Genomic DNA, 25,369 nt, shown 5'->3' with positions numbered 1-25,369 from the left:
CTAGGCGGTTGAGCTTTCGGGCGGCATCGTGTACATCGGCGCCACCCCCCAAGGCTCTGGCTTTCCCAAGGACATTTCCCGATATGACCAGCATTGACCTCATCATCTTCGATTGCGACGGCGTTCTGGTCGATTCCGAAATCATCGCGAGCGAGGTCGAAGCCGGGCTTCTGACCGAGGCCGGCTATCCGATCAGCACGCTGGAGATGGCAGAGCGTTTTGCGGGCATGACGTGGCACAACACGCTGCTTGCCATCGAGAAAGAGGCGGACATCCCGCTTTCGGCCAACCTCATCAGCAAGAACGAGGCCATTCTTGACCAGCGCCTTTCCAGCGACGTCGAGATCATCGAGGGCGTCAAACCAATGCTGGCGCAGATGAAGCTGCCGCATTGCATCTGCTCCAACTCCACGTCGAAGCGGCTGGCGATGATGCTGACCAAAGTGGGCATCAAGGATCATTTCGGGGCGCATATCTACTCCGCCCGCGACCTTGGCGAAGACCGTGTAAAGCCGAAGCCTGACATCTTTCTGCATGGCGCAAAACAGTTCGGTGTCGATCCGTCCCGCGTTCTGGTGATCGAGGATTCCGTTCACGGCGTCCACGCCGCCGTTGCGGCCGGGATGCGCGTCGTTGGCTTCACCGGCGCTTCGCATACCTATCCGTCACACGCCGACAAGCTGACGGAAGCCGGCGCGGAAACGGTGATTTCCCGGATGAGCGCCTTTCCGGGCGTGATCGCGGCACTATCGGAATGGTCGGAAACGCTGATGGCCTGAGTTCGGTTTCACAGGGCGCGGCAGCTTCGAAGGCTCCCGCGCTCCTGCCGCCTATTTCGTCTTCTTGCCCTTCACCGGACCCTCATCGAAGCCGACATAGACCTTGGCGAACGTCCCGGCGCCGCCGGGAATGACGACATCGGTCTTGGTGAAGATGAACTGCGCCGCCCCGCTGGCGGGAACATCGACCGGATACTGGGTCAGCTCGGAATAAAGCGTGTTCTGGCTATCGGTCGCGGCGATGCGGATTGGCAGATTGACCGTGCCGGCGCCCCCGGCCGGGCCTGCGACCACCCGTCCCTGGACGACGATGGTCATGATGAGCTGGGTTTCGTTCTGAACGCACTGGCGGGTCGTGTCGGCAAGCGAGGCCTGGTAGATGATCTGCGTCGGATCGTCCTTGGCGCCCTTGGCATAGGAACGGTGAACGGCGGTGCCTTCCAGCAGATAGACCTGCGGGCATGCCCCCTGAACGACGGCGGGCGTCGGCGCTGCGGCGCTTCCGCCGGCATCGATGGCGCCACCCGTATCTGTCTTGTTGCAGCCGGCGACGACGGCGAGAAGTGAAACTACGAGAAGACGGCTGGAGATTTTACCAAACACCTGACTATATCCTCTGCCTTGCGATTGTACGCCGCAGCGCCTGACTGACCGCAAAATAAGGAATTTTCCGGTTGTCCGCCCCTGCAACTTGAGCCTTTCAAGACCCTTGGCGATGGTCTATAGCAGCGACGCATTGAAAAATCGATTGGAGTCTCTCGACCGAAATCACTTTTTCAGCATCCGTTAAGATGTGACGAGCATCGCCCGAAAGGGCACAGCAGCGCCGGTTTGTTTCCGCCGCGGCTGGCATGCAGACGACGAAGGATGACGACGGTGAAATATGTCTCGACGCGGGGCGAAGCCCCTTCGCTGGGTTTTTGCGACGCCTTGATGGCCGGCCTTGCCCGCGACGGCGGCCTTTACGTGCCGAAGTCCTTTCCAAGCTTCTCGAAGAAGGACATCCGTGCATTGCGGGGAAAATCCTATCAGGAAGTCGCGTTCACCATCCTGTCGCCCTTCATCGACGGCGAAATTCCGGACGATATTTTCCGGGCGATGATCAATGAGGCCTATGCGACCTTCCGCCACCCGGCGATCGTGCCGCTCGTCCAGACCGGCCCGAATGCTTACATCATGGAGCTGTTCCACGGTTCGACGCTGGCCTTCAAGGATGTTGCCATGCAGTTGCTGGCGCGGCTGATGGACCATGTTCTGACGACACGCGGCGAGCGCGCCACCATCGTCGGCGCGACGTCCGGAGATACCGGAGGGGCCGCGATCGACGCTTTTGCAGGCCGCGACCGCACCGACATCTTCATTCTCTTTCCGCATGGCAAGGTGTCGCCGGTACAGCAGCATCAGATGACCACCTCCAAGGCGGCCAATGTCCATGCAATTGCCATCAAGGGCAATTTCGACGACTGCCAGGGCCTCGTCAAGGACATGTTCAACGATACGGCCTTCCGGGACCGCGTCGCCCTGTCCGGCGTCAACTCGATCAACTGGGCCCGGATCATGGCCCAGATCGTCTATTATTTCACGACAGCGCTTTCACTCGGCGGACCGGACCGGAAAATCTCCTTTACCGTGCCCACCGGAAATTTCGGCGATATCTTTGCAGGCTACGTGGCAAAACAGATGGGGTTGCCGATAGACAGGCTGATCGTCGCCACCAACGAAAACGATATTCTTGCCCGCACCCTGAAAACCGGCCGCTACGAGATGCGCGCCGTGAAGGCGACCACCTCGCCCTCCATGGATATCCAGATCTCCTCGAACTTCGAACGGCTGCTGTTCGAGGCCTATGACCGCGATGCCTCCAAGGTGCGCGGCGCCATGGCGAACCTGAAACAATCGGGCGGCTTCGAGATCGAGAAACAGGCGCTGAAAGCCATCCGCAAAGTCTTCAAGGCCGGCCGCGCCTCGGAAGGAGAGGTGGAAATGACCATCCGCTCGACCCTGGACACGACCGGATATCTTTTGGACCCGCACACGGCAATCGGCGTCTTCGTTGCGGCCGAGCATGAAAAACCGAATGCCCCCATGGTGACGCTTTCGACGGCACATCCGGCAAAATTTCCCGACGCAGTAAAATCGGCGAGCGGTATTGACCCGGCGCTTCCAACGTGGCTTGCTGATCTGATGGTCAGGGAGGAGCGTTTCGATATTCTGGAGCCGGAGCTGAAAGCCGTTGAAACCTATATCAGCGAGCACGCACGCATCCTGAAGTAAGGACGCAGAAAGACAGATGATGAAAGTTGAGTGCACCCGGCTTCAATCCGGGTTGACCGTCGTCACCGAAAACATGCCGCATCTCGAAAGCGTCGCGCTCGGTGTCTGGATCAAATCCGGTTCCCGGGATGAAACCGCGGACGAGCACGGAATTGCTCATCTCCTGGAGCATATGGCCTTCAAGGGCACGGCGCGGCGAACGGCCCGCGAGATCGCCGAGCAGATCGAGAATGTCGGCGGCGAAGTCAATGCCGCCACATCCACGGAAACCACGTCCTATTACGCCCGCATTCTCCAGGACGACGTTCCGCTTGCTGTCGATATCCTTGCGGATATTCTGACGGAGTCGGCCTTCGACGAGGAGGAACTGGAGCGCGAAAAGCAGGTCATCCTGCAGGAAATCGGAGCCGCCAACGACACGCCCGACGATGTCGTCTTCGATAAATTTGCCGAAACCGCCTTCGCCGGCCAGACGATCGGCCGTCCGATCCTGGGCACGCCGGACACGGTCCTGTCCTTCACACCGGAGCAGATCCGCAGCTATCTCGACCGCAATTACACCACCGATCGCATGTTCGTGGTCGGCGCCGGTGCGGTTGATCATGACAGCTTCGTGCGACAGGTTGAAGACCGTTTCGCCGGCCTGCCGCAAAAGCCGGTCGTGGCACCGGTCGCGGACACAGCCCACTATACCGGCGGCGACGTGCGTGAGGACCGCGACCTGATGGACGCGCAGGTGCTGCTCGGCTTCGAGGGCAAGGCCTATCACGCCCGCGATTTCTACTGTTCGCAGATTCTTGCCAACATTCTCGGCGGCGGCATGTCATCCCGCCTGTTCCAGGAAGTGCGCGAACATCGCGGTCTGTGCTATTCGGTCTATGCCTTCCATTGGGGCTTTTCCGATACCGGCATCTTCGGCGTTCACGCGGCGACCGGCGGCGAAAACCTGCCGGAACTGATGCCCGTCATAATCGACGAGTTACGCAAGTCGTCGATGAACATCGAGCAACAGGAAATCGACCGGGCCCGTGCGCAGATCCGCGCCCAGCTTCTGATGGGACAGGAAAGCCCCGCCGCCCGTGCCGGCCAGATCGCCCGTCAGATGATGCTCTACGGCCGCCCTATTCCCAACGAGGAATTGATGGAGCGCCTGTCCGGCATAACCGTCGAGCGCCTGACCGATTTGGCCGGGCGTCTGTTCTTCGACACGGTGCCGACACTGTCCGCTATCGGCCCGGTGGACAAACTGGCGTCTATGGGCGACATCATCGGCGGTCTATCTCGCGGCACGGTGCGCGCCCGCGCGGCAAACGGCTAAACCTTGCCGAAGCGATGGTGGGCGCTCTTCACAGGCCTGCCCTCCCGCATGACGGCACTTCAGCGACTGCGGAGACTTCTATGGCGCGATCGGTCTTTCGGTTTCTGTCACGGCAGCCGGACCCGGTCGAGATCATTGGCGAGACCCACGTCCTTCGGCTGCCGAAAGCCACCGACTACCGCCAGTGGTACCGGCTGCGCAGCGATAGCCGTGCTTTTCTTGAGCCTTGGGAGCCGACTTGGCGCGCCGACGAGATGACGGAGAGCGCCTTCAGGAGCCGCGTCATCCGAAACGAGCAGGAGTTCGCGTCCGGTCAGGCCGTGCCGCTCTTCATCATTTCCCGCGCCGATGAGGCCCTCGTCGGAGGGCTGACCATCGGCTATATCCGCCGCGGGGCCGCGCAGTGCTGCATGATCGGCTACTGGATGGGCGAGCGTCATGCAGGCAAGGGGCATATGGCGAAGGCCGTGCGGCTCGCCGTTCCCTATATCTTTTCCAGCCTTCAGTTGCACCGCATCGAGGCAGCCTGTATTCCCGAGAACCAGAGAAGCATCCGGCTCCTTGAAAAGGCCGGGTTTCAACGCGAAGGCTATCTGCGGGAATATCTGAAAATCAACGGGCAATGGCGGGATCACCTGATGTTTTCGCTGCTCGCGCGCGACAGCGTTCCAACCGGGAATTCGAGTGACTGAATGTTTGTGAAGCGCATGCCGTCTCCTCCAACATCTGGAAGGCTTCTGGCAACAGCTGGAAGGCTTCTGGCGTTCCTGACTGCCGTGATGACCGCAATCTGCTTGCTGGGAATCGGGATGGCGCATGCCATCGAACCGGTGAAGATTTCGCGTGAGGATACGGCGCTCGACCTGACGGCGACGACGGAGATCTATACCGGACGCGGCGAGGCCTTCCAGGTCTCGACGGCACCGGGCACGGACGGCATCGTCCGGCGCATCGAGGTTCGCTCCTCAGCCGAAAATCACCAGGGCGACTGGGCTGTTTTTGCGCTGGCCAATGTTTCTGAAGAGCAATTGGAGCGCGTCATCGTCGCCCCGCATTTCCGGCTGGTGAATTCCAAGCTGTTCTGGCCCGATCTCGGCTCGCAGCGCATTCTTTCGATCACGCCGAGCGAAGGCTTTGCGCTGGATCGCCAGGCAAGCGACGAGGCGGACGTTTTCCGCATCACGCTCAACCCCGGCTCGGTCATCACCTTCGTCGCGGAACTGGCAGGCCCCGACCTGCCGCAAATGTATCTGTGGCAACCCGACGCCTACAAGGATACGGTCAACGCCTTCACGCTCTATCGCGGCATCGTGCTGGGCATTGCAGGCCTGCTTGCGGTTTTCCTCACCATCCTGTTCGTCGTCAAGGGCACTTCCATGCTGCCGGCGACGGCGGCGCTGGCCTGGGCGGTGCTTGCCTATATCTGCGTCGATTTCGGCTTCCTGTCCAAGCTGATCAGCATCACGTCCGGAGACGAGCGCATATGGCGGGCGGGAACCGAAGTCTTTCTGGCTGCCGGTCTCGTCATCTTCCTCTTCACCTATCTCAATCTCAATCGCTGGCACCAGCATCTTTCCTATGTGACGCTTGCCTGGATTCTGGGCCTCGGTCTCCTCTTCGGCGTGGCGATCTATGACCCGGCCATCGCGTCGGGCATTGCCCGTCTGTCCTTCGCGCTGACCGGCACGGCCGGCATCATCCTGATCGCCTATCTCGGCTTCAACCGGTATGACCGCGCCATTCTTCTCGTTCCGGCCTGGATCCTGATCCTCGTCTGGCTGTTCGGCGCCTGGCTGACGGTCACCGGACAACTGGCAAACGACATCGTGCAGCCGGCGCTCGGCGGCGGGCTGGTGCTCATCGTGCTCCTGATCGGCTTCACGGTCATGCAGCACGCCTTTGCCGGTGGCGCCTATAGCCAGGGGCTGTTTTCCGATCTGGAGCGCCAGTCGCTCGCCCTCACCGGGTCCGGGGACACCGTCTGGGACTGGGACGTTGCGCGCGACCGGGTCGTGACCATCCCAGACATTTCCGCGCAGTTGGGGCTTGCCTCGGGCACCATGCATGGCGCCGTCCGCAACTGGGTACCGCGGCTTCACCCGGACGACCGGGATCGATTCCGGGCAACGCTCGACGTTCTTCTCGAGCATCGCAAGGGGCGGCTGAACCACGAATTCCGCATCCGGGCCGAGGACGGCCACTATCACTGGCTGTCCATCCGGGCGCGGCCGGTTCTCGGCGCCAACGGCGAAATCATCCGCTGCGTCGGCACCATCGTCGATATTACCGAGCAGAAGAATTCCATCGACCGGCTGCTGCACAATGCGCTGCACGATAACCTGACCGGTCTGCCGAACCGCCAGATTTTCCTTGACCGCCTGCAATCCATCCTGTCCTTCGCGCCCGGCGCGACCGGGGTGCGCCCGACGATTCTCACCATCGACATCGACCGCTACAAGCAGGTCAACGACGTGCTTGGGATCGCCGCAGGCGACAATATCCTGATTGCCCTGACGCGCCGCCTGCGGCGCCTGATCAAGCCGCAGGACACGCTGGCGCGGCTCGGTGGCGACGAGTTCGGCCTGATCCTGATGTCCGAGCGCGACCCTGCCAAGGTGGCGGACTTTGCCGACGCGGTGTCGAAGGCCATCATGGTGCCGCTCAACTTCGGCAACCGCGAAATCAATCTTACCGCCTCGGTCGGTCTCGTGTCATGGGTCGATCAGCAGGAAAATGCGGCAAGTCTTCTCAGTGATGCCGAGCTGGCGATGTTCCGTGCCAAGAAGGCCGGCGGCAACCGTGTCGAACCCTTCCGGCCGGCGTTCCGCACCTCCGGCACCGACCGTTTGCAACTGGAGAACGACCTGCGCCGCGCCATCGAGCGCAAGGAACTCAGCCTCGTCTACCAGCCGATCGTGCGCCTTCAGGACGCCGAAATCGCCGGATTCGAGGCGCTGATGCGCTGGGAACATCCGAAACGCGGCAGCATCTCGCCGTCGGAATTCATCCCGATTGCGGAGAATTGCGACCTGATCCACCAACTCGGCCTCTTTGCCTTCGAGCGGGCAAGCAGCGACCTGACGGAATGGCAGATCCAGACCGGCGATCTGCCGATCTTCGTTTCGGTCAACCTGTCGAGCGCGCAACTGCTTAACAACGACCTGCATGACGATGTGAGAGCAATCCTCAGCAAGAACCATTGCGATCCGGCAAAGGTGAAGGTGGAACTGACGGAATCGCTCGTAATGGAAAATCCCGAACAGGCGCGGCTTGTTCTGGAAAAGCTGAAGGATGCCGGTCTATCGCTGGCACTGGACGACTTCGGCACCGGCTACTCCTCGCTCGCCTACCTCACCCGCTTTCCTTTCGACACGATCAAGATCGACAAGGCGCTGGTCAGGGATCCGGGGGACAGGCGCACGATCCTGCTCCGGTCGATCATTGGCATGGCGCGCGATCTCGACATGCAGGTCGTCGCCGAGGGCATCGAATCCGAGGAAGATGCCATTCAGCTCGCCCAGATGGGCTGCGACTACGGCCAGAGCTTCCTCTTCGGCCCGCCGATCGCCCCGGACTTGATCCAGCGGTTGCTCAAGGAGCGGTTTCCGTTGATGAAACGGGCGTGAGGCAGTGGTGTGAAACTCCAGACCTCGAACGTCTCAGCGTGATCGCCGCTACCGAGCGTAGCCCTCTCCTGCCCGCCTGATCAGCCTGTTGATGAAGTTAAGCTTCTCCACGACTGGCGGCGAGAGTATGAAGGGATAGCTGTCGGGCTGCCCCATGCTGCGCTGGAGGCTGTTGAGGGCGACGCTGAGGGGTACCCAGGCGTCGACGAGCCCCTGGGCGTCCGGTGCGCGATAGGGGTCGAAAGCAATTTCTGTCGCCATGTCTCCGTGACGGCGCGGGTCGGTTGACAGGCCGAACGCTCGGGCCGTTTCCAGCGTGTCGACGATATGGAAGAAATGCGCCCAGCATTCGGCGAAATCCTCCGCCGGATGGCAGCTGGCATAGGTACTGATGAACCGGGTCTGCCAATCGGCCGGCGGTCCCTGCTCGTAGTTGCGCTTCAGAGCCTCGGCATAATCCTCGCGTTCATCGCCGAACAGGGATCGGGCCTCCCACAGGGTCTGGTCGTCGCGCACCAGTTGCTCGAAGTAGAAGTGACCGATCTCATGGCGGAAGTGGCCAAGCAGCGTCCGGTAGGGCTCGCCCATGGACACGCGCACACTTTCCCGGGTGGCGTCGTTCGCCTCCGCCGCACGCAGGCTGATGAGCCCGTCTTCGTGGCCGGTCATGGCCGGGATGACATTGCCATTGGCATCAACCTCGTCGGCCAGGTAATCGAACACCAGACCGCCATTCGGATCGACATCGCGGCCGGGATGGGGCAGGTTCCAGCGCAGCAGAGAGTAAAACAGATGCCGCTGGGCCTGGCCGATCTTCTGCCACCGGGCCAGTCCTTCCGCATTGTCGGTTACCGGGACGATACGATTGTGGCGGCATGCCGCGCAATAGATGTTGTGGTCCTGTACCGGCAACAGCCAATTGCAGATATCGGCAGCTTCGTTGGCGCAGAACCGAACCGCGCCGCCGTGCCCGTTGAAAACCTGCCAATTGCCATCATTTGCTGGCACGAGCGCGTAAAGCATCACGTCCTCAGGCAGGAATCCCAGCCGGCTGCCGCAATTGATGCAGCTACGATTGTCGAAATGAATAGGGTTGCCGCAATTCGCGCATGCAAAAAGTCTCATTGATGCCTCGTAAAAAATTTAAGTAATTCTGCGAACGTCCATACAGATGAATGCCCGCCGGCACGGGGCACAGCGGGCATCGGCGCTAGAATCGTCCATCCAGTTGAACCCGTCAGGACAGTCGATCCGCGCACCTCGCGCACATCCTAGCCTGTAAGGCAAGGACGGCGAAATTATCAGATGTGATCGACCGCGCCCTTGACGGCGTCCTTGGCCTTGCCGGAAGCAGTCTGGACCTTGCCCTTGACTTCCTGGCCTTTTCCTTCAGCCTTCAGCCTGTCATTGTCGATCGCCTTGCCAACAGCCTGCTTGGCCTTGCCGGCAACCTTGTTGGCCGTGCCGGAAACTTTGTCAGAAGTGCTTCCCATTGTCGGATCCTTTGATTTTGGGTCAGTATAGCCATCCTGCCCTCGCCGATGAAAACGGCGGTGTCGTCAAATGGTTCCGGCCAACGAAGCGCAAGGCACAAATTCATTCCCGCGCCATTCTCACCCCGCTGTTGAGCTGCAAGCGTCTGGTAAACGGTCCATCTCCGGCGAAGCCATTTTCCCAAAAAGATCGGAAAGTCGGGTTCGGCCGAGGTCAAGCATGACCGGCATCGACCGACAGCATTGCCGGGGAAACACCCATCAGCGCCAGAGCCCGGTCATATTTGTCGCCGAGATCGCGATCGAAAATCAGCTCGTCGTTTGCCGGGCAATTGAGCCAGCCATTGTTGGCGATCTCCGCTTCCAGCTGGCCGGCTCCCCAGCCAGCATAGCCGAGCATCATCATCGCTTTCGATGGCCCCTCGCCCCGAGAAATGGCGCGCACGATATCGAGTGTCGCCGTCAGGCAGATGTCGTCGCTGACGGGAATACTTGATTCGCTGAGATAGTCGTCGGAGTGAAGCACGAAGCCGCGGCCGGTTTCGACGGGTCCGCCAGTCTGGATCTGAAAGTTGCGGGCCTTTGAGGGAAGCTGAATAGCCTCTGCTTCATCGACGATCTGCAGATGCTGCAGCACATCCGGAAAGGTCAGCGGCTGCGCACGGTTGAGTACGAAGCCCATGGCACCGTCCTTGGAATGGGCGCAGACGAAAATGACCGTGCGGGCAAACGTGCTGTCGAACATGCCGGGCATTGCGATCAGAAACTGACCGTCCAGCAAGCCCCGCTCCCGCTTCTTCTGGAATGTCGCTATCATGGCTCTAGCCTTCTCGGTCGGATTTCGTCCAGCTTCCCAGCCGCCTTTCCCAGCCTCATCAGTTTCCTCAAGAGAAAATGATCCGGAGGTGAAAACGGACGCCTTTAAACCATACTCCAAAAGCGATAAGCGTCATCGCCATGAAACATCATCCCTTCAGAACGAGTGTGACTCTTTTGGCAGCGGTGGCAAGTCTTGCCGCGTATTTTTTTATCGCATCCGCAGCAACGGCAGCCAGAAGCCAGTGGGTAACGTCGCAGGGTGGCGATATCCGCATCGTCGCCGGGCGGCCGAAGCCTGATGGTGCCATTCCCGCCATTCTCGACATTCGCCTGAAACCCGGCTGGAAGACCTATTGGCTGGAACCAGGCGCGAGCGGCATCCCGCCTCAGATCACGATCGACCCGGCCACCGGTGTGGTTTTTTCCGGCATGCGCTTCCCCCCACCGAAAAACTTCGACGACGGCATCGTGCGCTATACGGGTTATGATCGGCCGGTTGCCTTTCCGCTTCTCCTGAAAACAGACCGGCCGCGAGCGGCGCAGATCAAGGCTTCGTTCTTCCTTGGTATCTGCAAGGACATCTGCATCCCCGTGCAGGGCGATCTTGCCTTCGAGGCGAATGACGTGGAGAATCCTTTGGACGAGGCACGGATCAAGGATGCGTTTGCCGCTCTCCCGGCACAGCCGAGCGAGGGTTTTCGGGTCAAGACCGCTTCTCTCGATCAGGCAGCAAAAACGCTTCGCCTCTCAATGGTCGCGCCATCGGCTTCGCCTGAAACCCCGCCCGAGATTTTTCTCGCCGGCCCTCCCGGCTTCAGCTTCGGCAAGCCGAGGAAGCTTGCCGCAGAGGCTGGCACCTACCTGCTGGAAGTGCCGTTCCGGGCGCCGGCAAAGGGCGGCAATCTCAAAAGCGGCGCGATTTTCCTGGTTGCCCGATCCGGCGGCCAAAGCATGGAAACGCCGCTTGCCTTTGATTGAGGCAAATCTATATTCCCAGCCGATCCCGGAGTGCAGCCGCTCCGTCCGTCCCAAGCGCCCTCAAGGAGTGACATCATGACAATTTCCGTCGGAGACAAGCTGCCCGCCGCCACGTTCAAGGAAAAGACTGCCGACGGGCCGGTCGAGATCACCACCGAGCAGCTGTTTTCCGGCAAGAAAGTCGTGCTGTTTGCCGTTCCCGGCGCCTTCACGCCGACCTGCTCGCTGAACCATCTGCCGGGTTACCTGGAAAACCGCGACGCCATCCTGTCCCGCGGCGTCGATGAGATCGCCGTTGTCGCTGTGAACGATGTGCATGTCATGGGTGCCTGGGCGACCGCATCCGGCGGCATGGACAAGATCCACTTCCTGTCTGACTGGAATGCCGACTTCACCAAGGCGCTGGGCATGGATGTCGATCTTTCGGCCGGCACCCTCGGCCTGCGCTCTAAACGGTATTCGATGCTGGTGGAAGACGGCATCGTCAAGTCGTTGAATGTTGAGGAGAGCCCGGGACAGGCCACGGTTTCGGCAGCAGCTGCCATGCTGGATCAGCTCTGACGCCAAGATTGCTGTCCGCTCCACTGCCGGACAGTGTGTTTGACGTTCGAACCGCGCGCCAGTCAGACGACAGCGCGCGGTTTCTTCTTGAACGGTTCCATGCCCTTGCGGGCAAGTTCGTCGGCGCGTTCGTTTTCGGGATGGCCGGCATGGCCCTTGACCCAGTGCCAGGTGACCTTATGGCTCTGGTTGGCGGCATCCAGCGCCTGCCAGAGTTCACCGTTCTTGACGGGCTTCCTGTCCGCGGTTTTCCAGCCGTTCTTTTTCCAGCCGTGAATCCATTTGCCGATGCCGTCCATGACATATTTGGAATCGGTGTAAAGATCGACCTCGCACGATGTCTTGAGCGATGTCAGGGCCGTGATCGCGGCCAGCAGTTCCATGCGGTTGTTGGTGGTTTCCGCCTCGCCGCCGCAGAGATCCTTTTCGACATCGCCGTGGCGCAGCACCGCACCCCAACCGCCCGGGCCGGGATTGCCGGAGCAGGCACCGTCCGTAAAAATATCGACATGCTTCATGCTTCGTCTCCAGACGGTTTCAGTCCATATTCCGCAGCATCCGCAACGGAGCGGTGGAACTGCAGCTTCTTCCAGTATTCCAGAGGATCCTTCTTCACCACCAGCGCTCCGGCGGGCGTCGTCAGCCAGTCATAGAGGCGCGTCAGGAAAAAGCGCAGAGCAGAGCCACGGGCAAGCAGCGGCAGCGCGGCAACCTCATTCTCCGTTAATGGCCGAACGCTCTGGTAGCCAGACAATAGCGCCATGCCCTTGGTTCTGTTGAACGCCCCGTCCTTCTCGAAGCACCAGGCATTGAGGCAGATGGAGATGTCATAGGCGAGGAGATCATTGCAGGCGAAATAGAAATCGATCAGGCCCGACAGCCGGTCACCAAGAAAAAAGACATTGTCGGGAAAGAGGTCCGCATGGATGACACCTTCCGGCAAATCCTTCGGCCAACGGGATTCGAGGAAATCCAGCTCAGCCGCGATCTCGTTCGTCAGGCCGGGCAGCACCTCGTCGGCACGATCGCGCGAATTGTTCCAGAGAGGACGCCAGCCATCGACCGACAGGGCGTTCCGCCGCCGGATATCGAAGCCCTCGGCGGCAAGGTGCATGTCGCCTAACGCCTTGCCGACCGCGCGGCAATGATCGGCGTCCGGCTTGCGCAGCCACATGCCTTCCAGAAAGGAGATCAGCGCGGCAGGGCGGCCCGACAACTGGCCGAGAAACCTTCCGTCCGACCGCGGCAGGGGCAGCGGGCAGGACAGGCCGCGATCCGAAAGATGCTGCATAAGTCCGAGAAAGAACGGCAGATCGTTCTGATCGACGCGCTTTTCGTAGAGCGTCAGGATGTAGGAGCCCCTGGTGGTGTGCAACAGGAAATTGGTGTTTTCCACGCCCTCGGCGATGCCCTTGTAGGAGGTGAGCGTGCCGATATCATAAGCCGTGAGAAATTTGCCCAGGTCGTCTTCGGTGATGTCGGTGTAAACTGCCAAGGTCTGATCTCGCGGGTTTGATCGGTTCTGCCGGGATGGTGAGTGGGTTTGTCAGTTTATCGATCCTCGGGTCAAGTCCCGGGATGACAAAGGCATGGACCACCCGCAACGGACGTGGTGGCTGCGGAAAAGACCAGCCCCAAGATCGTCGTCATCACGCTTGACCGGGGATACATGCTGTCTGCCCGCAAGTCCTATTCCCCATTCACGAAGGCCATGTCCTGTGTGGTCAGCGGAACGTGGCGAAGCTCGCGGTTGACCAGGAAATTTTCGGTTTCCTCCACCGTGTCGGCAAGCTCGATGACCATGTCATAGCGGTCCCGGAACGCCTCGATAATCTCGTTGACGATCACTTCCGGAGCCGACGCGCCGGCGGAAAGTCCGACAGTGCGAAGGTCGCCGAGACTGTCCCACTCGATCTCCGAAGCGCGCTGCACCAGCACGGATCTGGTGGCCCCTGCCCTGAGCGCGACCTCGACCAGGCGCTTGGAATTGGATGAATTGGGGGCGCCGACGATCAGGAACAGATCGCAGCCGGGGGCCGCCTGCTTGACCGCCTCCTGGCGGTTGGTCGTGGCGTAGCAGATCGAATCGGCCGCCGGCGCCGTGAGGTTCGGAAAGCGTTCGTGAAGCCGCTTGATGACTCCGGCCGTGTCATCGACCGAGAGCGTCGTCTGGGTAACGAAACCGAGATTGTCGGGATCGGACGGGGTATAAAGCTCCGCATCCTCGATGGTCTCGACCAGAGATACCGCGCCTTCGGGCAACTGGCCCATCGTGCCGATCACCTCCGGGTGGCCGGCATGGCCGATCAGAACAACATGGCGGCCGAGCTTGTTATGCCGCATGGCCTGCTTGTGGACCTTGGAGACCAGCGGGCATGTGGCGTCGAGGTAAAACAGATTCCGGCTGGCGGCATCGGCCGGCACCGATTTCGGAACGCCATGGGCCGAGAAGACCACCGGCTGTTTGCGATGCTCCTCCGGGATCTCGTCCAGTTCCTCGACGAAGATCGCGCCTTTCGCCTCGAGCCCTTCGACCACGTAGCGGTTGTGGACGATCTCGTGGCGGACATAGACCGGCGCGCCGAACTCCTTCAGCGCCAGAACGACGATCTGGATTGCCCGGTCGACGCCGGCGCAAAACCCACGCGGCCCGCAAAGGCGCAGGGTGATCGGTTGCTTTGCGAGAGAGGGAAACGTCATTGATCAGGATGCCAGCAGAATGAACAGAAGGGCCGCGATGGCCGGACCGCCCTGCACGAGCAGGATGCGCGGATGAACCGACCATGCGCCATATATAGCGGCAACGACCACGCACACAAGAAAGAAGAGCTTGAGCTGCAACCCAAATTCCGGCGGCGTTGCGACAAGCGACCAGAACAGGCCGGCGGCAAGAAAGCCGTTATAGAGCCCCTGGTTGGCAGCCAGCACCTTCGTCGCTTCCGCCTGTTGCGGCGACATGCGGAACACTTTAAGACCCTGCGGCTTCGTCCACAGGAACATCTCAAGCACGAGAAAGCCGATATGCAGGATTGCCGTCAGGGCAACGAGACTGTTGGCAAGGATGGACATGGGCTCTCCCGTATCGTGGTCCTTGGTTCTTAGCGTGTTCGCCGGAAAATGAACACAGCGCTGACGGCGGCCAGTGCGGCGGCCAGACCGTACCAGGTGACGGCGTATTGCAGATGGCTGTTGGGAAAGTCGAACTGGGTGACGCCGCCGATTGGCATGCCGCCGGGATTGGGGGTCGCGTCGGCATCGACGAAGAACGGCAGCGTGCGATCCGTCGAGAGACCGGCGCTGGATGCCATGACGTCGAGATCTTTCCAGTAGAAAATGTTCTTTCGCACGTCATTGTCCGGCACCGCCCAGGATGGTTTGCCGGAAAGCTTCGCCCGCGCCAGTCCTGTCACCGTCTGCATGCCCGTCAATTGGCCGTGTTTGCGCATGTTCGGCTCCTTGCGCTCGAAGGAGACGAAGCCGCGATTGACCAGCACGAAACGGTCATCGGCCAGTTGCAGCGGCGTGTAGACGTAATAGCCCGTGCGTCCCCGATAGGTCGCAAAGAAATGGCGCTCCTTGCTGTTGAGATAGGTGCCGCTGATGCGCACCGTCCGGTAATCGACATCCCCCCCGGCTGCCGCCAAGGCCTCGATGGCGCTTAAGTCCGCCGGGGGTGCGGCGCGGCGTTCGGCAATGGAGGCAAGCAGGCCTTCCTTCCAGTGGAGACGCTGCAACTGCCATGTGCCGAGCGACAACAGGATGGCAAGGGCGACGAGGACCAGGACCATGCCTGCAAGAAAACGAAACCGGCGGCGGGGGGCATGCACCAACTCAGTCACGATTGATCTCACCGGATCGTGCATTGTTGCGGAACTGGAGACTGATCAGGATGCCTTTGAGCATGCGCATCAGAAAAAGCGTAAAAATGCTGGCGAGCGGCACCCAGAGCAGGAAATGCAGCCAGATCGGCGGGTTATAGTTGACATCAAGCCAGAGAGCGGCACCAACGACGATGAAACCGACGATCAGGACGACGAAGACCACCGGTCCATCGCCGGAATCGGCGAAGCCATAGTCGAGGCCGCAGCTTGCGCATTCCGGCCTGACCTTGAGAAAGCCGTTGAACAGCTTCCCCTGTCCGCAGCGCGGGCAAAGTCCCTTGATGCCGGCCTTGACCGGATCGACGGGCGGGTAATGCGCACTGTCCTGGTTCATTGTCTTGATGTCCTCGGTCAAATTTCAGGTATGACGTTCAATAGCGCATTCGACCTTAAGGGGATATGTCCCGGCCCGCGACCTTTAGGCTCACAGGCGCGTCGCCGGCTGACCGCAAAATTCCCTGGAAACGAGAAAAGCGGACGCCACAGCGCCCGCCTTTCAAACTTGCTTCATCGATTAACCACTCAATGCGCGAGCGGTGCGCCCCAGCCGCCCCAGATGTAGATCGAGAAGAACAGGAAGAGCCAGACGACATCGACGAAATGCCAGTACCAGGCAGCAGCCTCGAAGCCGAAATGCTGCTTGGCCGTGAAGTCCCCCTTCAGTGCGCGGAGAAGGCAGATCAGCAGGAAGATCGTTCCAACGAGAACGTGGAAACCATGGAAGCCTGTCGCCATGAAGAAGGTGGCGCCGTAGATCGAATCCTTGAAGGCGAAAGGCGCATGGGCATATTCATAGGCCTGCACGAAGGAAAACAGGACACCGAGCACAACGGTCAGCGCCAGGCCGTTGACGAGGCCCTTGCGATCGTTGTGAAGCAGCGCATGGTGCGCCCAGGTCACCGTCGTTCCGGAGAGGAGCAGGATGACTGTGTTGTAGAGCGGCAGGTGCCAGGGATCGAGTACCTCGATGCCCTTCGGCGGCCACTGACCGCCCGTATAGGCGGCGCGCGTCGCCTGAATAGCCTCACCGGCAAAAAGGCTGGCGTCGAAATAGGCCCAGAACCACGCGACGAAGAACATCACTTCGGACGCGATGAACATGATCATGCCGTAGCGTAGATGCAGCGACACCACGCGGGTGTGATGGCCCTCATGCGCTTCCTTGATCGTGTCCGCCCACCAGCCGTACATGGTGTAGAGAACGAGCGCCAGGCCGATATAGAATACCCAGGGGTTGGCCAGTTCCAGCCCGAAAAGCTTGAAGGAGCCGCCCGCGATATACCGCATATAGCCGACGCCGCCAAAGGCCATGATGAAAGCGCCGACCGAAGCCAGAAGCGGCCAGGGGCTCGGGTCTATGATATGGTAGTCGTGGTTCTTCTGGTGCGCATCGGCCATATTGATAATCCCCGATCAGTCTTTCTCATGTCGCTTCCGGCTGAACCGAAAACGGCTCTCCATCAAAGTTTCTTGTCAGTCTCACCCGGCTTCACCACCAGGCCGGCGATCGGCTTGGACGGCTCGCGGGCGTAGAACGTGTAAGACAGGGTCAGCGTGTTGATGCCTCTGGTCTCCGCCGCCTTGACGATTTCCGGATCGACGAAGAACACCACCGGCATATCCATCTTTTCGCCCGGCTGAAGCGTCGTTTCGGTAAAGCAGAAGCATTGCACCTTGTTGAAATAGGCGCCTGCAACCATTGGCGTGACATTGAAGACCGCCTGTCCGGTCGCCGGCTTCGACGACAGATTGGTCGCCTCGAAGGCAACCTGCACCGTCTCGCCGATCTTCAGCTCGATATCGCGCTGCACGGGCTTGAAATCCCAGGGCAGACCCGACGCCGTATTGGCATCGAAGGTAACGCGGATTTTTTTATCGAGGATAACGTCGGACGCCTGTTCGACGCGTTTCGTCGTGCCGTTATAGCCCGTTACCTTGCAAAACATATCGTAAAGCGGGACCGCGGCATAGGCCATGCCGACCATGCTGAAAACGAAGGCGAGACAGGACGCGACGATGACGCCGTTCGCTCTCTCCTTCTTCCGATCCGCATTCCCTGTGGACACCATGATCTATTGCACCATGCCGCTGCTGAATTTGATCAATGTTACGATGTAGAACAGCACCACCAGGGCGAACAGCACAACACCGAGCGCGATGTTACGGCCGCGGCGCGACTTCTTCTGGTTCTGGGTGAGTGTCACAAGTTCCATCAGGAAACCTTTCCGGCAAACCACAGCGTGGCGATCACATGATCGGCCATCAGAGCGGAGAAGATGGCGAAGAGATAAAGAATGGAGAAAGCAAAGAGTTTCTTCGCCGGCACCATTTTCTCATCACCCTCCGGCATGCGGAGCACGCCCAGCGAATACCAGATAAAACCGATCCCAAGACAGCCCGCGAAGGCGCCGTAGACTGTGCTGGCAAAGCCGAGCGTCGTGGGAACGACACCGATCACGGCTGTCAGAACGGCGTAAATCATAATCTGGTTCTTGGTCGTCGCCTCGCCGCGGACATTCGGCATCATGGGCACGCCGACAGCGCCGTAATCCCGCATCTTGAACAGGGCCAGCGCCCAGAAATGCGCGGGCGTCCACAGAAAGGTGATGAGGAAAAGAACGACGCTTTCGATCGATACGCCGTTCGTCACGCAGGCCCAGCCGATCATCGGCGGAAAAGCGCCGGCAGCGCCGCCAATGACGATGTTCTGCGGCGTCGAGCGCTTGAGCCACATGGTGTAGATCACGACGTAAAAGAAAATCGTGAAAGCAAGCAGCCCTGCCGACAGCCAGTTGACGACGACGCCTAGAATGCCCACAGAAAAGGCAGACAGGATAAGGCCGAATGACAGCGCTTCTTCGGGCGTAATCTTTCCGGCCGGAATCGGACGCTTTGCGGTGCGGCTCATGACCGCGTCGATATCGGCGTCATACCACATATTCAGGGCACCGGAGGCTCCGGCGCCCACGGCAATACAGAGGATCGCGATGAACCCGATAACCGGATTGATGTGGCCGGGGCCCAAAACCATGCCGGCAAGAGCGGTGAACACCACGAGCGACATGACGCGCGGCTTCAGGAGCTCAAAGAAATCGCGCGCAGACGCCTCCGAGAGACGGATGCCGCCCTCCGAGCCGATTGCGTCGTGATTGTCGATGACTGTCATGCGTTTCCTACCGTTTCAGGACATTGGGCAACCCGCTGTCCCTTTGCCATCCTGGGGCCTTACAGCCTGTCGTACTTAGGCTCTTTACTCACGTCATCCTCGGGTTTGACCCGAGGATGACGACGCTTCAATCAGCTTCAGATCGCGATGCACGCGCGCCTGTTGTTTACTTGATGCGCGGCAGCTGTTCCCACTGGTGGAACGGCGGCGGCGACGTCAGCTGCCATTCCAGCGTGTTGGCACCCTCGCCCCAGGGATTGTCACCCGCGACGCGCTTCTTGGCGAATGCCTCGAAGACGCAGTAGAGGAAGATCACCACGCCGATGGCGGAAAGATAAGACCCGTAGGAGGAAACCATGTTCCAGCCGGCATAGGCGTCCGGGTAGTCGATATAGCGGCGCGGCATGCCGGCAAGCCCGAGGAAATGCTGCGGGAAGAACACCAGGTTCACACCGACGAACATGACCCAGAAGTGCAGCTTGCCGAGGAATTCGGAATACATGTAGCCGCTCATCTTCGGGAACCAGTAGTACCAGGCGGCGAAGATTGCGAAAACGGCGCCGAGCGACAGAACGTAGTGGAAGTGGGCAACCACGTAGTAGGTGTCGTGCAGCGAACGGTCGAGACCGGCATTGGCGAGCTGTACGCCCGTGACGCCTCCGACGGTGAACAGGAAGATGAAGCCGATCGCCCAGACCATCGGTGTGGTAAAGCGGATAGAACCGCCCCACATCGTTGCGATCCAGGAGAAGATCTTCACGCCGGTGGGAACCGCGATGACCATCGTCGCGAAGACGAAGTAGCGCTGCGTGTCGAGCGACATGCCGACCGTGTACATGTGGTGCGCCCAGACGATGAAGCCGACGGCGCCGATGGCGACCATGGCATAGGCCATGCCGAGGTAACCGAAGATCGGCTTGCGCGAGAAAGTCGAGACGATGTGGCTGACGATGCCGAAGCCGGGCAGGATCAGGATGTAGACTTCCGGATGACCGAAGAACCAGAACAGGTGCTGGAACAGGATCGGATCGCCGCCGCCTTCAGGCGCGAAGAAGGCCGTGCCGAAGTTGCGGTCGGTGAGCAGCATGGTGATGCCGCCGGCCAGAACCGGAAGCGACAGAAGCAGAAGGAACGCGGTGATCAGCACGGACCAGGCGAACAGCGGCATCTTGTGCAGCGTCATCCCGGGAGCGCGCATGTTGAGGATCGTGGTGATGAAGTTGATTGCACCGAGGATCGAAGAGGCACCGGCGATATGAAGACCGAGAATGACAAGGTCCATCGCCGGTCCGGGCTGTCCTGAGGTCGAGAACGGCGGATAGATCGTCCAGCCACCCCCTGCTCCGTAGCCGCCTGCCGGGCCTTCGACGAACATCGAGAGGAGCACGAGCAGGAAGGCCGGGATGATCAGCCAGAAGGAGATGTTGTTCATACGCGGGAAGGCCATGTCAGGCGCGCCGATCATGATCGGGACCATCCAGTTGGCAAAGCCGCCGATCAGCGCCGGCATGACCATGAAGAAGATCATGATTAGCGCATGCGCGGTGGTGAACACATTGTACATGTGCTTGCCGCCGTCGATAGCGGCGTCGCCTTCGAAACCATAGACCATGGAGGCGAGACCGTGGAAGATCTGGATCCCCGGCTCCTGCAACTCCATGCGCATGACGACCGACAGCGTGCCGCCGATGATGCCGGCCATGATCGCGAAGATCAGGTAGAGCGTGCCGATATCCTTGTGGTTGGTCGATAGAAACCAACGCTGGAAGAAGGTCAGCGGCTTATGGGCGTGATCATGGTCGCCATGCGCGTGATCTTGCGCATGATCATGAAGATGATCGTGGGTAGCGGTTGTTCCGGCCATGGGCGTATCCCCCCTTCGAATTACTGTGCGGCGTTTTCAGCAACGTCGACGGCCTTCGCCGCGCCGTCGATGGAAGCCATGAGCGCCTTGTTGGCGTCACCGATATTGGTGGCGGCAGCAGCGAGCCAGGTGGCATACTTGTCTTCGCTGACCACCCGGATGGCGATCGGCATATAGGCGTGGTCCTTGCCGCAGAGCTCGGAACACTGGCCGTAGTAGAGGCCTTCGCGGTCGGCCTTGAACCAGGTTTCGTTCAGGCGACCTGGAACGGCATCGATTTTCACGCCGAAAGCCGGCATGGCAAAGGCATGGATGACATCGGCGGCGGTCACGAGAACGCGGACTGTCTTCCCGACAGGCACGACAACCTCGTTATCGACGGCCAGGAGCCGCGGATATTCGGCCTTGTCTTCCTTGCCGAGGGACGCCCGATCCTCTTCCTTCATCAGCAGGCTGTCGAAGGAAAGCGGGCTTTCGCCGACTTCGTATTCATAGGACCAGTACCACTGGTTGCCTGTGGCCTTGACCGTCAGGTCCGGGTTCTGTGGCAGGGACAGCTGGTTGTTGAGAAGCTGGAAGGACGGGATTGCGAGGAAGATCAGCACCAGTACCGGGCCGAGCGTCCAGACGATTTCGATCGCCGTGTTATGGCTCGTCTTGGATGGAACCGGATTGACCGTTTCGCGGAAACGCAGAACGATCCAGACCAGAAGCGCCAAAACGAAAAGCGTGACCGGAATAATGAACCAGAGCGTATAATGCTCGAACCAGGTGATCTCTTCCATCATTCCGGTTGCCGCCGGCTGGAAATTGGTTTGCCAAGCGACAGGCTTGTCGGCAAAGGCGCTCGTAGCAAAAAGCAGACAGGCAATGGATGCCAGAACTGCATGAGCCTTGTTTTTCACAATGTGTCTCCCTGGGCGCTTGATCTGGATCAAACCGAACGCAGAATCCCTGCTATACAGAAGCGCTTCAAACCACAGTTTGACGAGCGCCGCAACATCTGTCCATTCGAGCGGATGCGGCATTTTTGCGCAAATGATGCTTTTCGCACATGCTCATTGAAATCACATGCCGCGAGGACGTCAGATACGGCTGAAACCTGCAACTCCATCTCCTCGGCGAAACCATACCATGGAAGTTGGCCGCCGCGCCATGTCGGCATGCCGTGGAGGGCAATGCATGCTGTTTGTCCGGCGTTCCCGGCTGCAAAGCCCCATTTCCGCCACAACGGACTGGAATGTACGGCGCAGGGCTTTTCATTTACGTGTGCGCACTTCAAGAATAGCCGACTGATTCTCAAGTTTGAGGTTTACATGGGCGTGTCCCTTCTTTCCCGGTTGCCGGTTGCGGCATTCGGCCTAGCTGCCGCTCTTTTTTCTTTCGAGGCGGCGGCCCAGCAGCCCGGAGCCCAGCAGTCGGGAACTCCTGGCACCGTCAAGTCCAATCACGGGGCATGGTCGATCGTCTGCGACCAGCCAGCGGGAGCAACCGCCGAGCAATGCGCCCTGATGCAGAACGTCATTGCCGAGGACCGTCCGGAAGTGGGTCTTTCCGTCGTCGTCCTGAAGACAGCCGACCGCAAGGCAAAGATCCTACGCGTGCTGGCGCCGCTCGGTGTGCTTCTGCCAAACGGTCTTGGCCTCAATGTCGATGGCAAGGACATCGGGCGCGCCTATTTCGTGCGTTGTTTCTCCGACGGCTGCTATGCCGAGGTCGTCCTGGAGGACGAACTCCTGAAGACCTTCCGCAGCGGCGGGACTGCAACCTTCATCGTCTTCCAATCGCCGGAAGAGGGCATCGGCATTCCCGTGGACCTGAAGGGCTTCGGCGACGGATATGACGCGCTGCCCTGATCTCCCGGCGCGTTGCCAAGGGTTATATTCGCATGCGCTTGCCCCCTCCCTCCTCCACACCTAAATAGGGTGCGTGCCGAAAATCGAGGAGCTTCGTCCATGAACACCGATCTCATCAACCTGTTCGACAGTGACGAAGCCGCGGTTCGCGCAGTGCTTGCGCAAACCCTCTCGGGCGCCGACGACGGCGAGTTGTTCATCGAGCACAGCCAGTCTGAAACCCTGTCCTTCGACAATGGCCGTCTCAAGGGCGGCAGCTTCAATACGGACCAGGGTTTTGGCCTGCGCGCCGTGGCGGGTGAAGCCGTCGGCTATGCGCATTCGGGCGATCTGTCGCTGTCGGCACTGAAGCGCGCCGCCGATGCGGTGGGCGCCGTCACCCGCGGCTATTCCGGCACTTATGCGGCGGCTCCGCAGCGGACCAACAGACGCCTCTACGGAGACGAAAACCCGATCGGCGAGCCGAGCTTCGAGGCCAAGGTCGCGCTGCTTGCGGAGATCGACGCCTATCTGCGCGCCAAAGATCCGAAAGTCCGGCAGGTCACTGCCTCGATCGCGGCGAGTTGGCAGGTGATCGACATCCTGCGCGCCGACGGCGAACGCATGCACGACATCCGGCCGATGACGCGTCTCAACATATCCGTCGTCGTCGGCGAGGGCGACCGGCAGGAGTCCGGCTCCTACGGCGTCGGCGGCCGCAGGGGATTTGGCGATTTCCTCGCCACCGGCACCTGGCAGAGTGGCGCCGACGAGGCCCTTAGGCAGGCGCTTGTCAACCTGACGGCAATCGATGCGCCGGCAGGAACGATGGATGTCGTCCTGTCATCGGGCTGGCCCGGCGTCATGCTGCACGAAGCGGTCGGCCACGGTCTCGAGGGTGATTTCAACCGAAAGAAGACATCGGCCTTTGCCGGGCTTCTGGGCAGCCAGGTGGCAGCCAGGGGCGTGACCGTTGTTGACGATGGAACCATCGAGGCCCGTCGCGGATCGCTGACCATCGACGACGAGGGAACGCCATCGGCCTATAATGTGCTGATCGACGACGGCAAACTGGTCGGCTACATGCAGGATCGGCAGAATGCCCGGCTGATGGGCATGACCGCTACCGGCAACGGCCGCCGCCAGTCCTATGCGCATGTGCCGATGCCGCGCATGACCAATACCTATATGCTGTCCGGCGACAAGACACCCGAGGAGATCGTCGCCTCCGTCAAGAAGGGCATCTACGCCGTTTCCTTCGGCGGCGGTCAGGTGGACATTACCTCCGGCAAGTTCGTCTTCGGCTGCACCGAGGCTTATCTGATCGAGAATGGGAAGGTTGGCGCCCCGGTCAAGGGCGCCATGCTGATCGGCAACGGCCCGGATGCCATGCAGCGCATTACCATGATCGGCAACGACATGAAGCTCGACACGGGCATGGGCAATTGCGGCAAGGGCGGACAGTGGGTGCCGGTCGGCGTTGGCCAGCCGCATCTGCGCATGAACGACATGACCGTCGGCGGCACGCAGGCCTGAGTTTCCGTTACAGGGCGCGGCGCGATTGCACCTGCCGCTTCCTCTCCGCATGCCAGCGAAATCCGCGCGACGACTGCGCCCCCCGTGGAACCAAAGTCAACGACCCGAGTTATTGGGCACATACCGCATAAGCATTTGAAAACGCGGTCTGTTCAAAACAAGGAGAGACATTATGGGACGTGGAATTCTGCTTTGGATGCTGGGAATACCGATCCCGATCATCATCCTTCTCGCACTCTTCTTCCGATAGGTGACGTGATGGCAATACCGGTTTCGACTGCCGCGATCGCGTCCACGACGGAATCCTCGGACTCCGCCGTCAGCTGGGGCGCGATCTTTGCCGGCGCGGCGGCGGCCTCTGCGGCTACGCTGGTTCTGATGCTTCTCGGCTCGGGCTTCGGGTTGACGATGGTTTCGCCCTGGTCCTCGGAAGGCGCATCCCTTACCACCTTCGCTGTAACGGGCGCCATCTGGCTTGTCATAGTGCAGTGGCTGTCCTCGGGCCTTGGCGGTTACGTTGCCGGCCGGCTGCGGACCAAATGGAGCGGGGTTCCTGCCGACGAGGTGTTTTTCCGCGATACGGCGCATGGGCTTCTGGCATGGGCAGTGGCAACACTGATTGTCGCCGGCTCGCTGGGCTCGGTTCTATCGTCGGTCCTCAGCACAGGCGTTCAGGCCACCACGACAATCGCAGCCGGCGCAACTGCGGCCGGCGCTGCAGCGGCCAGCAATTCGGACGCTGCGAGCAGTGCGACGTCCTACTTCGTCGATAACCTGCTACGCCCTGCCAATCCGGCGACACCGGCCGGGACAGGCGCTCAGACAGTGGACGAAACGGCTGGTCAGGTATCGCGCATCCTGCTTAACAGCGCTGCCCGCGGCGAGATGCCGGAAGCAGACCGAACCTATCTGGCGCAGGTCGTGGCCTCCCGTACCGGCCTTTCGGAAGCCGATGCCAATGCTCGCGTCGATCAAGTGCTGAAGAGCATCGAAGATGCGAAGGTCGCGGCTCAGGAAGCAGCGGACACGGCGCGCCAGGCAAGCGCTACGGCCGCTCTGCTCGGTGCTCTCTCCCTGCTGATCGGGGCATTTGTCGCCGGCGTGGGCGCAGCTCTCGGTGGCCGCCAGCGAGACGATATCGACGGTGTCTATACCGCACGCTGAGTGCAGATAAACGAGATTGAAAAGGCGGATCGGATGCGGTCCGCCTTTTTGCGTGCTTCCCGCATCATGGTCCGG

The 25,369-nt window shown here is 60.5% G+C and carries 26 protein-coding genes; 10 read left to right on the top strand and 16 right to left on the bottom strand.

Going from position 1 to position 25,369, the window contains the following annotated elements:
- The first annotated feature begins 83 nt into the window (after positions 1–83).
- On the top strand, positions 84–779 hold the full coding sequence (locus tag PY308_RS06620) for an HAD family hydrolase (protein ID WP_275789425.1): 696 nt from the start codon (positions 84–86) through the stop codon (positions 777–779).
- Positions 780–830: 51 nt separating this feature from the next.
- Here PY308_RS06620 and PY308_RS06615 read toward each other — a convergent pair whose 3' ends face one another.
- On the bottom strand, positions 831–1,382 hold the full coding sequence (locus tag PY308_RS06615) for a hypothetical protein (protein ID WP_275789423.1): 552 nt from the start codon (positions 1,380–1,382) through the stop codon (positions 831–833).
- A gap of 264 nt (positions 1,383–1,646) precedes the next feature.
- Here PY308_RS06615 and thrC point away from each other — a divergent pair, with 264 nt between their 5' ends.
- From thrC to PY308_RS06595, 4 genes are all read left to right on the top strand, one after another.
- Positions 1,647–3,053 carry a threonine synthase gene (gene thrC, locus PY308_RS06610; RefSeq protein WP_275789421.1) on the top strand — a complete coding sequence of 469 codons (1,407 nt, stop codon included), beginning with the start codon at positions 1,647–1,649 and terminating at the stop codon, positions 3,051–3,053.
- Positions 3,054–3,069: 16 nt separating this feature from the next.
- Positions 3,070–4,371, top strand: a complete 1,302-nt coding sequence (locus PY308_RS06605) for a M16 family metallopeptidase (protein ID WP_275789419.1) — start codon at positions 3,070–3,072, stop codon at positions 4,369–4,371.
- 80 nt (positions 4,372–4,451) lie between these two features.
- A complete protein-coding gene (locus PY308_RS06600) occupies positions 4,452–5,063 on the top strand; it encodes a GNAT family N-acetyltransferase (protein WP_275789417.1) in 612 nt (203 codons plus the stop codon).
- Positions 5,064–7,997 (top strand): EAL domain-containing protein, encoded by a 2,934-nt coding sequence (locus PY308_RS06595; protein ID WP_434064208.1) that lies wholly within the window; start codon positions 5,064–5,066, stop codon positions 7,995–7,997.
- 48 nt (positions 7,998–8,045) lie between these two features.
- Here the strand turns inward: PY308_RS06595 and PY308_RS06590 are convergent, their stop codons facing one another.
- The 3 genes from PY308_RS06590 to PY308_RS06580 form a co-directional block, all read right to left on the bottom strand.
- Positions 8,046–9,122, bottom strand: a complete 1,077-nt coding sequence (locus tag PY308_RS06590) for a zinc-binding metallopeptidase family protein (RefSeq protein WP_275789415.1) — start codon at positions 9,120–9,122, stop codon at positions 8,046–8,048.
- Between the two features lie 176 nt (positions 9,123–9,298).
- The gene (locus PY308_RS06585; RefSeq protein ID WP_275789414.1) at positions 9,299–9,490 is read right to left on the bottom strand and encodes a CsbD family protein; all 192 of its coding nucleotides are present in this window, start codon (positions 9,488–9,490) and stop codon (positions 9,299–9,301) included.
- Between the two features lie 214 nt (positions 9,491–9,704).
- Complete coding sequence (locus tag PY308_RS06580; RefSeq protein ID WP_275789412.1) at positions 9,705–10,307, bottom strand: YqgE/AlgH family protein; 603 nt, start codon at positions 10,305–10,307, stop codon at positions 9,705–9,707.
- 140 nt (positions 10,308–10,447) lie between these two features.
- Here PY308_RS06580 and PY308_RS06575 point away from each other — a divergent pair, with 140 nt between their 5' ends.
- Together PY308_RS06575 and PY308_RS06570 are read left to right on the top strand one after the other, a co-directional pair.
- Positions 10,448–11,287, top strand: coding sequence for a protein-disulfide reductase DsbD domain-containing protein (locus tag PY308_RS06575; RefSeq protein WP_275789410.1), 840 nt, complete (start codon positions 10,448–10,450; stop codon positions 11,285–11,287).
- A 75-nt stretch (positions 11,288–11,362) separates the two neighbouring features.
- Positions 11,363–11,848 carry a peroxiredoxin gene (locus PY308_RS06570; RefSeq protein ID WP_275789408.1) on the top strand — a complete coding sequence of 162 codons (486 nt, stop codon included), beginning with the start codon at positions 11,363–11,365 and terminating at the stop codon, positions 11,846–11,848.
- 62 nt (positions 11,849–11,910) lie between these two features.
- Here the strand turns inward: PY308_RS06570 and rnhA are convergent, their stop codons facing one another.
- From rnhA to coxB, 12 genes are all read right to left on the bottom strand, one after another.
- A complete protein-coding gene (gene rnhA / locus PY308_RS06565) occupies positions 11,911–12,366 on the bottom strand; it encodes a ribonuclease HI (RefSeq protein ID WP_275789406.1) in 456 nt (151 codons plus the stop codon).
- The gene (locus PY308_RS06560; RefSeq protein ID WP_275789404.1) at positions 12,363–13,343 is read right to left on the bottom strand and encodes a homoserine kinase; all 981 of its coding nucleotides are present in this window, start codon (positions 13,341–13,343) and stop codon (positions 12,363–12,365) included. The genes rnhA and PY308_RS06560 overlap by 4 nt, the downstream gene beginning before the upstream one ends.
- Positions 13,344–13,537: 194 nt before the next feature.
- A complete protein-coding gene (gene ispH / locus PY308_RS06555) occupies positions 13,538–14,548 on the bottom strand; it encodes a 4-hydroxy-3-methylbut-2-enyl diphosphate reductase (protein WP_275789402.1) in 1,011 nt (336 codons plus the stop codon).
- A gap of 3 nt (positions 14,549–14,551) precedes the next feature.
- Positions 14,552–14,917, bottom strand: coding sequence for a DUF1304 domain-containing protein (locus PY308_RS06550; RefSeq protein WP_275789400.1), 366 nt, complete (start codon positions 14,915–14,917; stop codon positions 14,552–14,554).
- Between the two features lie 29 nt (positions 14,918–14,946).
- Positions 14,947–15,711 carry an SURF1 family protein gene (locus PY308_RS06545; protein ID WP_275789398.1) on the bottom strand — a complete coding sequence of 255 codons (765 nt, stop codon included), beginning with the start codon at positions 15,709–15,711 and terminating at the stop codon, positions 14,947–14,949.
- Complete coding sequence (locus tag PY308_RS06540; RefSeq protein WP_275789396.1) at positions 15,680–16,063, bottom strand: DUF983 domain-containing protein; 384 nt, start codon at positions 16,061–16,063, stop codon at positions 15,680–15,682. Before PY308_RS06540 ends, PY308_RS06545 begins: the two co-directional genes overlap by 32 nt.
- Positions 16,064–16,251: 188 nt before the next feature.
- Positions 16,252–17,127, bottom strand: a complete 876-nt coding sequence (locus PY308_RS06535; protein WP_275789394.1) for a cytochrome c oxidase subunit 3 — start codon at positions 17,125–17,127, stop codon at positions 16,252–16,254.
- Positions 17,128–17,189: 62 nt separating this feature from the next.
- Complete coding sequence (locus PY308_RS06530; protein ID WP_275789393.1) at positions 17,190–17,798, bottom strand: cytochrome c oxidase assembly protein; 609 nt, start codon at positions 17,796–17,798, stop codon at positions 17,190–17,192.
- A 3-nt stretch (positions 17,799–17,801) separates the two neighbouring features.
- Positions 17,802–17,942 carry a cytochrome c oxidase system small membrane protein gene (locus PY308_RS06525; protein WP_275789391.1) on the bottom strand — a complete coding sequence of 47 codons (141 nt, stop codon included), beginning with the start codon at positions 17,940–17,942 and terminating at the stop codon, positions 17,802–17,804.
- Positions 17,942–18,895 (bottom strand): heme o synthase, encoded by a 954-nt coding sequence (locus PY308_RS06520; protein ID WP_275789388.1) that lies wholly within the window; start codon positions 18,893–18,895, stop codon positions 17,942–17,944. The genes PY308_RS06525 and PY308_RS06520 overlap by 1 nt, the downstream gene beginning before the upstream one ends.
- A 166-nt stretch (positions 18,896–19,061) precedes the next feature.
- A complete protein-coding gene (ctaD, locus tag PY308_RS06515) occupies positions 19,062–20,759 on the bottom strand; it encodes a cytochrome c oxidase subunit I (RefSeq protein ID WP_275789386.1) in 1,698 nt (565 codons plus the stop codon).
- Positions 20,760–20,779: 20 nt separating this feature from the next.
- Positions 20,780–21,664: a cytochrome c oxidase subunit II gene (gene coxB / locus PY308_RS06510; protein WP_275789384.1), complete on the bottom strand. Its 885-nt coding sequence runs from the start codon at positions 21,662–21,664 to the stop codon at positions 20,780–20,782.
- Between the two features lie 411 nt (positions 21,665–22,075).
- Here coxB and PY308_RS06505 point away from each other — a divergent pair, with 411 nt between their 5' ends.
- The 3 genes from PY308_RS06505 to PY308_RS06495 all read left to right on the top strand — a co-directional run bounded on the left by PY308_RS06505 (position 22,076) and on the right by PY308_RS06495 (position 25,294).
- On the top strand, positions 22,076–22,615 hold the full coding sequence (locus PY308_RS06505) for an invasion associated locus B family protein (protein WP_275789383.1): 540 nt from the start codon (positions 22,076–22,078) through the stop codon (positions 22,613–22,615).
- 99 nt (positions 22,616–22,714) lie between these two features.
- A complete protein-coding gene (gene tldD, locus PY308_RS06500) occupies positions 22,715–24,130 on the top strand; it encodes a metalloprotease TldD (RefSeq protein WP_275789381.1) in 1,416 nt (471 codons plus the stop codon).
- A 258-nt stretch (positions 24,131–24,388) separates the two neighbouring features.
- Positions 24,389–25,294, top strand: a complete 906-nt coding sequence (locus PY308_RS06495) for a hypothetical protein (RefSeq protein WP_275789379.1) — start codon at positions 24,389–24,391, stop codon at positions 25,292–25,294.
- Positions 25,295–25,369 lie beyond the last annotated feature (75 nt).

The sequence above is a fragment of the Pararhizobium gei genome, assembly GCF_029223885.1.
GTDB classification, from domain to species: Bacteria; Pseudomonadota; Alphaproteobacteria; order Rhizobiales; family Rhizobiaceae; genus Pararhizobium; species Pararhizobium gei.
The sequence above is the reverse complement of the archived record's forward strand: the minus strand, read 5'-3'. Positions and strand labels throughout refer to the sequence as shown.

Excerpts from the sequence above, each read along its gene's own strand:
- PY308_RS06535 (WP_275789394.1), bottom strand. The coding sequence starts at position 17,127 with ATGGCCGATGCGCACCAGAAGAACCACGACTACCATATCATAGACCCG.
- thrC (WP_275789421.1), top strand. The coding sequence starts at position 1,647 with ATGACGACGGTGAAATATGTCTCGACGCGGGGCGAAGCCCCTTCGCTG.
- PY308_RS06620 (WP_275789425.1), top strand. The coding sequence starts at position 84 with ATGACCAGCATTGACCTCATCATCTTCGATTGCGACGGCGTTCTGGTC.
- PY308_RS06495 (WP_275789379.1), top strand. The coding sequence starts at position 24,389 with ATGGCAATACCGGTTTCGACTGCCGCGATCGCGTCCACGACGGAATCC.
- tldD (WP_275789381.1), top strand. The coding sequence starts at position 22,715 with ATGAACACCGATCTCATCAACCTGTTCGACAGTGACGAAGCCGCGGTT.
- PY308_RS06595 (WP_434064208.1), top strand. The coding sequence starts at position 5,064 with ATGTTTGTGAAGCGCATGCCGTCTCCTCCAACATCTGGAAGGCTTCTG.
- PY308_RS06505 (WP_275789383.1), top strand. The coding sequence starts at position 22,076 with ATGGGCGTGTCCCTTCTTTCCCGGTTGCCGGTTGCGGCATTCGGCCTA.
- ctaD (WP_275789386.1), bottom strand. The coding sequence starts at position 20,759 with ATGGCCGGAACAACCGCTACCCACGATCATCTTCATGATCATGCGCAA.
- PY308_RS06590 (WP_275789415.1), bottom strand. The coding sequence starts at position 9,122 with ATGAGACTTTTTGCATGCGCGAATTGCGGCAACCCTATTCATTTCGAC.
- PY308_RS06600 (WP_275789417.1), top strand. The coding sequence starts at position 4,452 with ATGGCGCGATCGGTCTTTCGGTTTCTGTCACGGCAGCCGGACCCGGTC.
- PY308_RS06520 (WP_275789388.1), bottom strand. The coding sequence starts at position 18,895 with ATGACAGTCATCGACAATCACGACGCAATCGGCTCGGAGGGCGGCATC.
- rnhA (WP_275789406.1), bottom strand. The coding sequence starts at position 12,366 with ATGAAGCATGTCGATATTTTTACGGACGGTGCCTGCTCCGGCAATCCC.
- PY308_RS06545 (WP_275789398.1), bottom strand. The coding sequence starts at position 15,711 with ATGCACGATCCGGTGAGATCAATCGTGACTGAGTTGGTGCATGCCCCC.
- ispH (WP_275789402.1), bottom strand. The coding sequence starts at position 14,548 with ATGACGTTTCCCTCTCTCGCAAAGCAACCGATCACCCTGCGCCTTTGC.
- PY308_RS06605 (WP_275789419.1), top strand. The coding sequence starts at position 3,070 with ATGATGAAAGTTGAGTGCACCCGGCTTCAATCCGGGTTGACCGTCGTC.
- PY308_RS06530 (WP_275789393.1), bottom strand. The coding sequence starts at position 17,798 with ATGGTGTCCACAGGGAATGCGGATCGGAAGAAGGAGAGAGCGAACGGC.
- PY308_RS06580 (WP_275789412.1), bottom strand. The coding sequence starts at position 10,307 with ATGATAGCGACATTCCAGAAGAAGCGGGAGCGGGGCTTGCTGGACGGT.
- PY308_RS06585 (WP_275789414.1), bottom strand. The coding sequence starts at position 9,490 with ATGGGAAGCACTTCTGACAAAGTTTCCGGCACGGCCAACAAGGTTGCC.
- PY308_RS06570 (WP_275789408.1), top strand. The coding sequence starts at position 11,363 with ATGACAATTTCCGTCGGAGACAAGCTGCCCGCCGCCACGTTCAAGGAA.
- PY308_RS06575 (WP_275789410.1), top strand. The coding sequence starts at position 10,448 with ATGAAACATCATCCCTTCAGAACGAGTGTGACTCTTTTGGCAGCGGTG.
- PY308_RS06540 (WP_275789396.1), bottom strand. The coding sequence starts at position 16,063 with ATGAACCAGGACAGTGCGCATTACCCGCCCGTCGATCCGGTCAAGGCC.
- PY308_RS06550 (WP_275789400.1), bottom strand. The coding sequence starts at position 14,917 with ATGTCCATCCTTGCCAACAGTCTCGTTGCCCTGACGGCAATCCTGCAT.
- PY308_RS06525 (WP_275789391.1), bottom strand. The coding sequence starts at position 17,942 with ATGGAACTTGTGACACTCACCCAGAACCAGAAGAAGTCGCGCCGCGGC.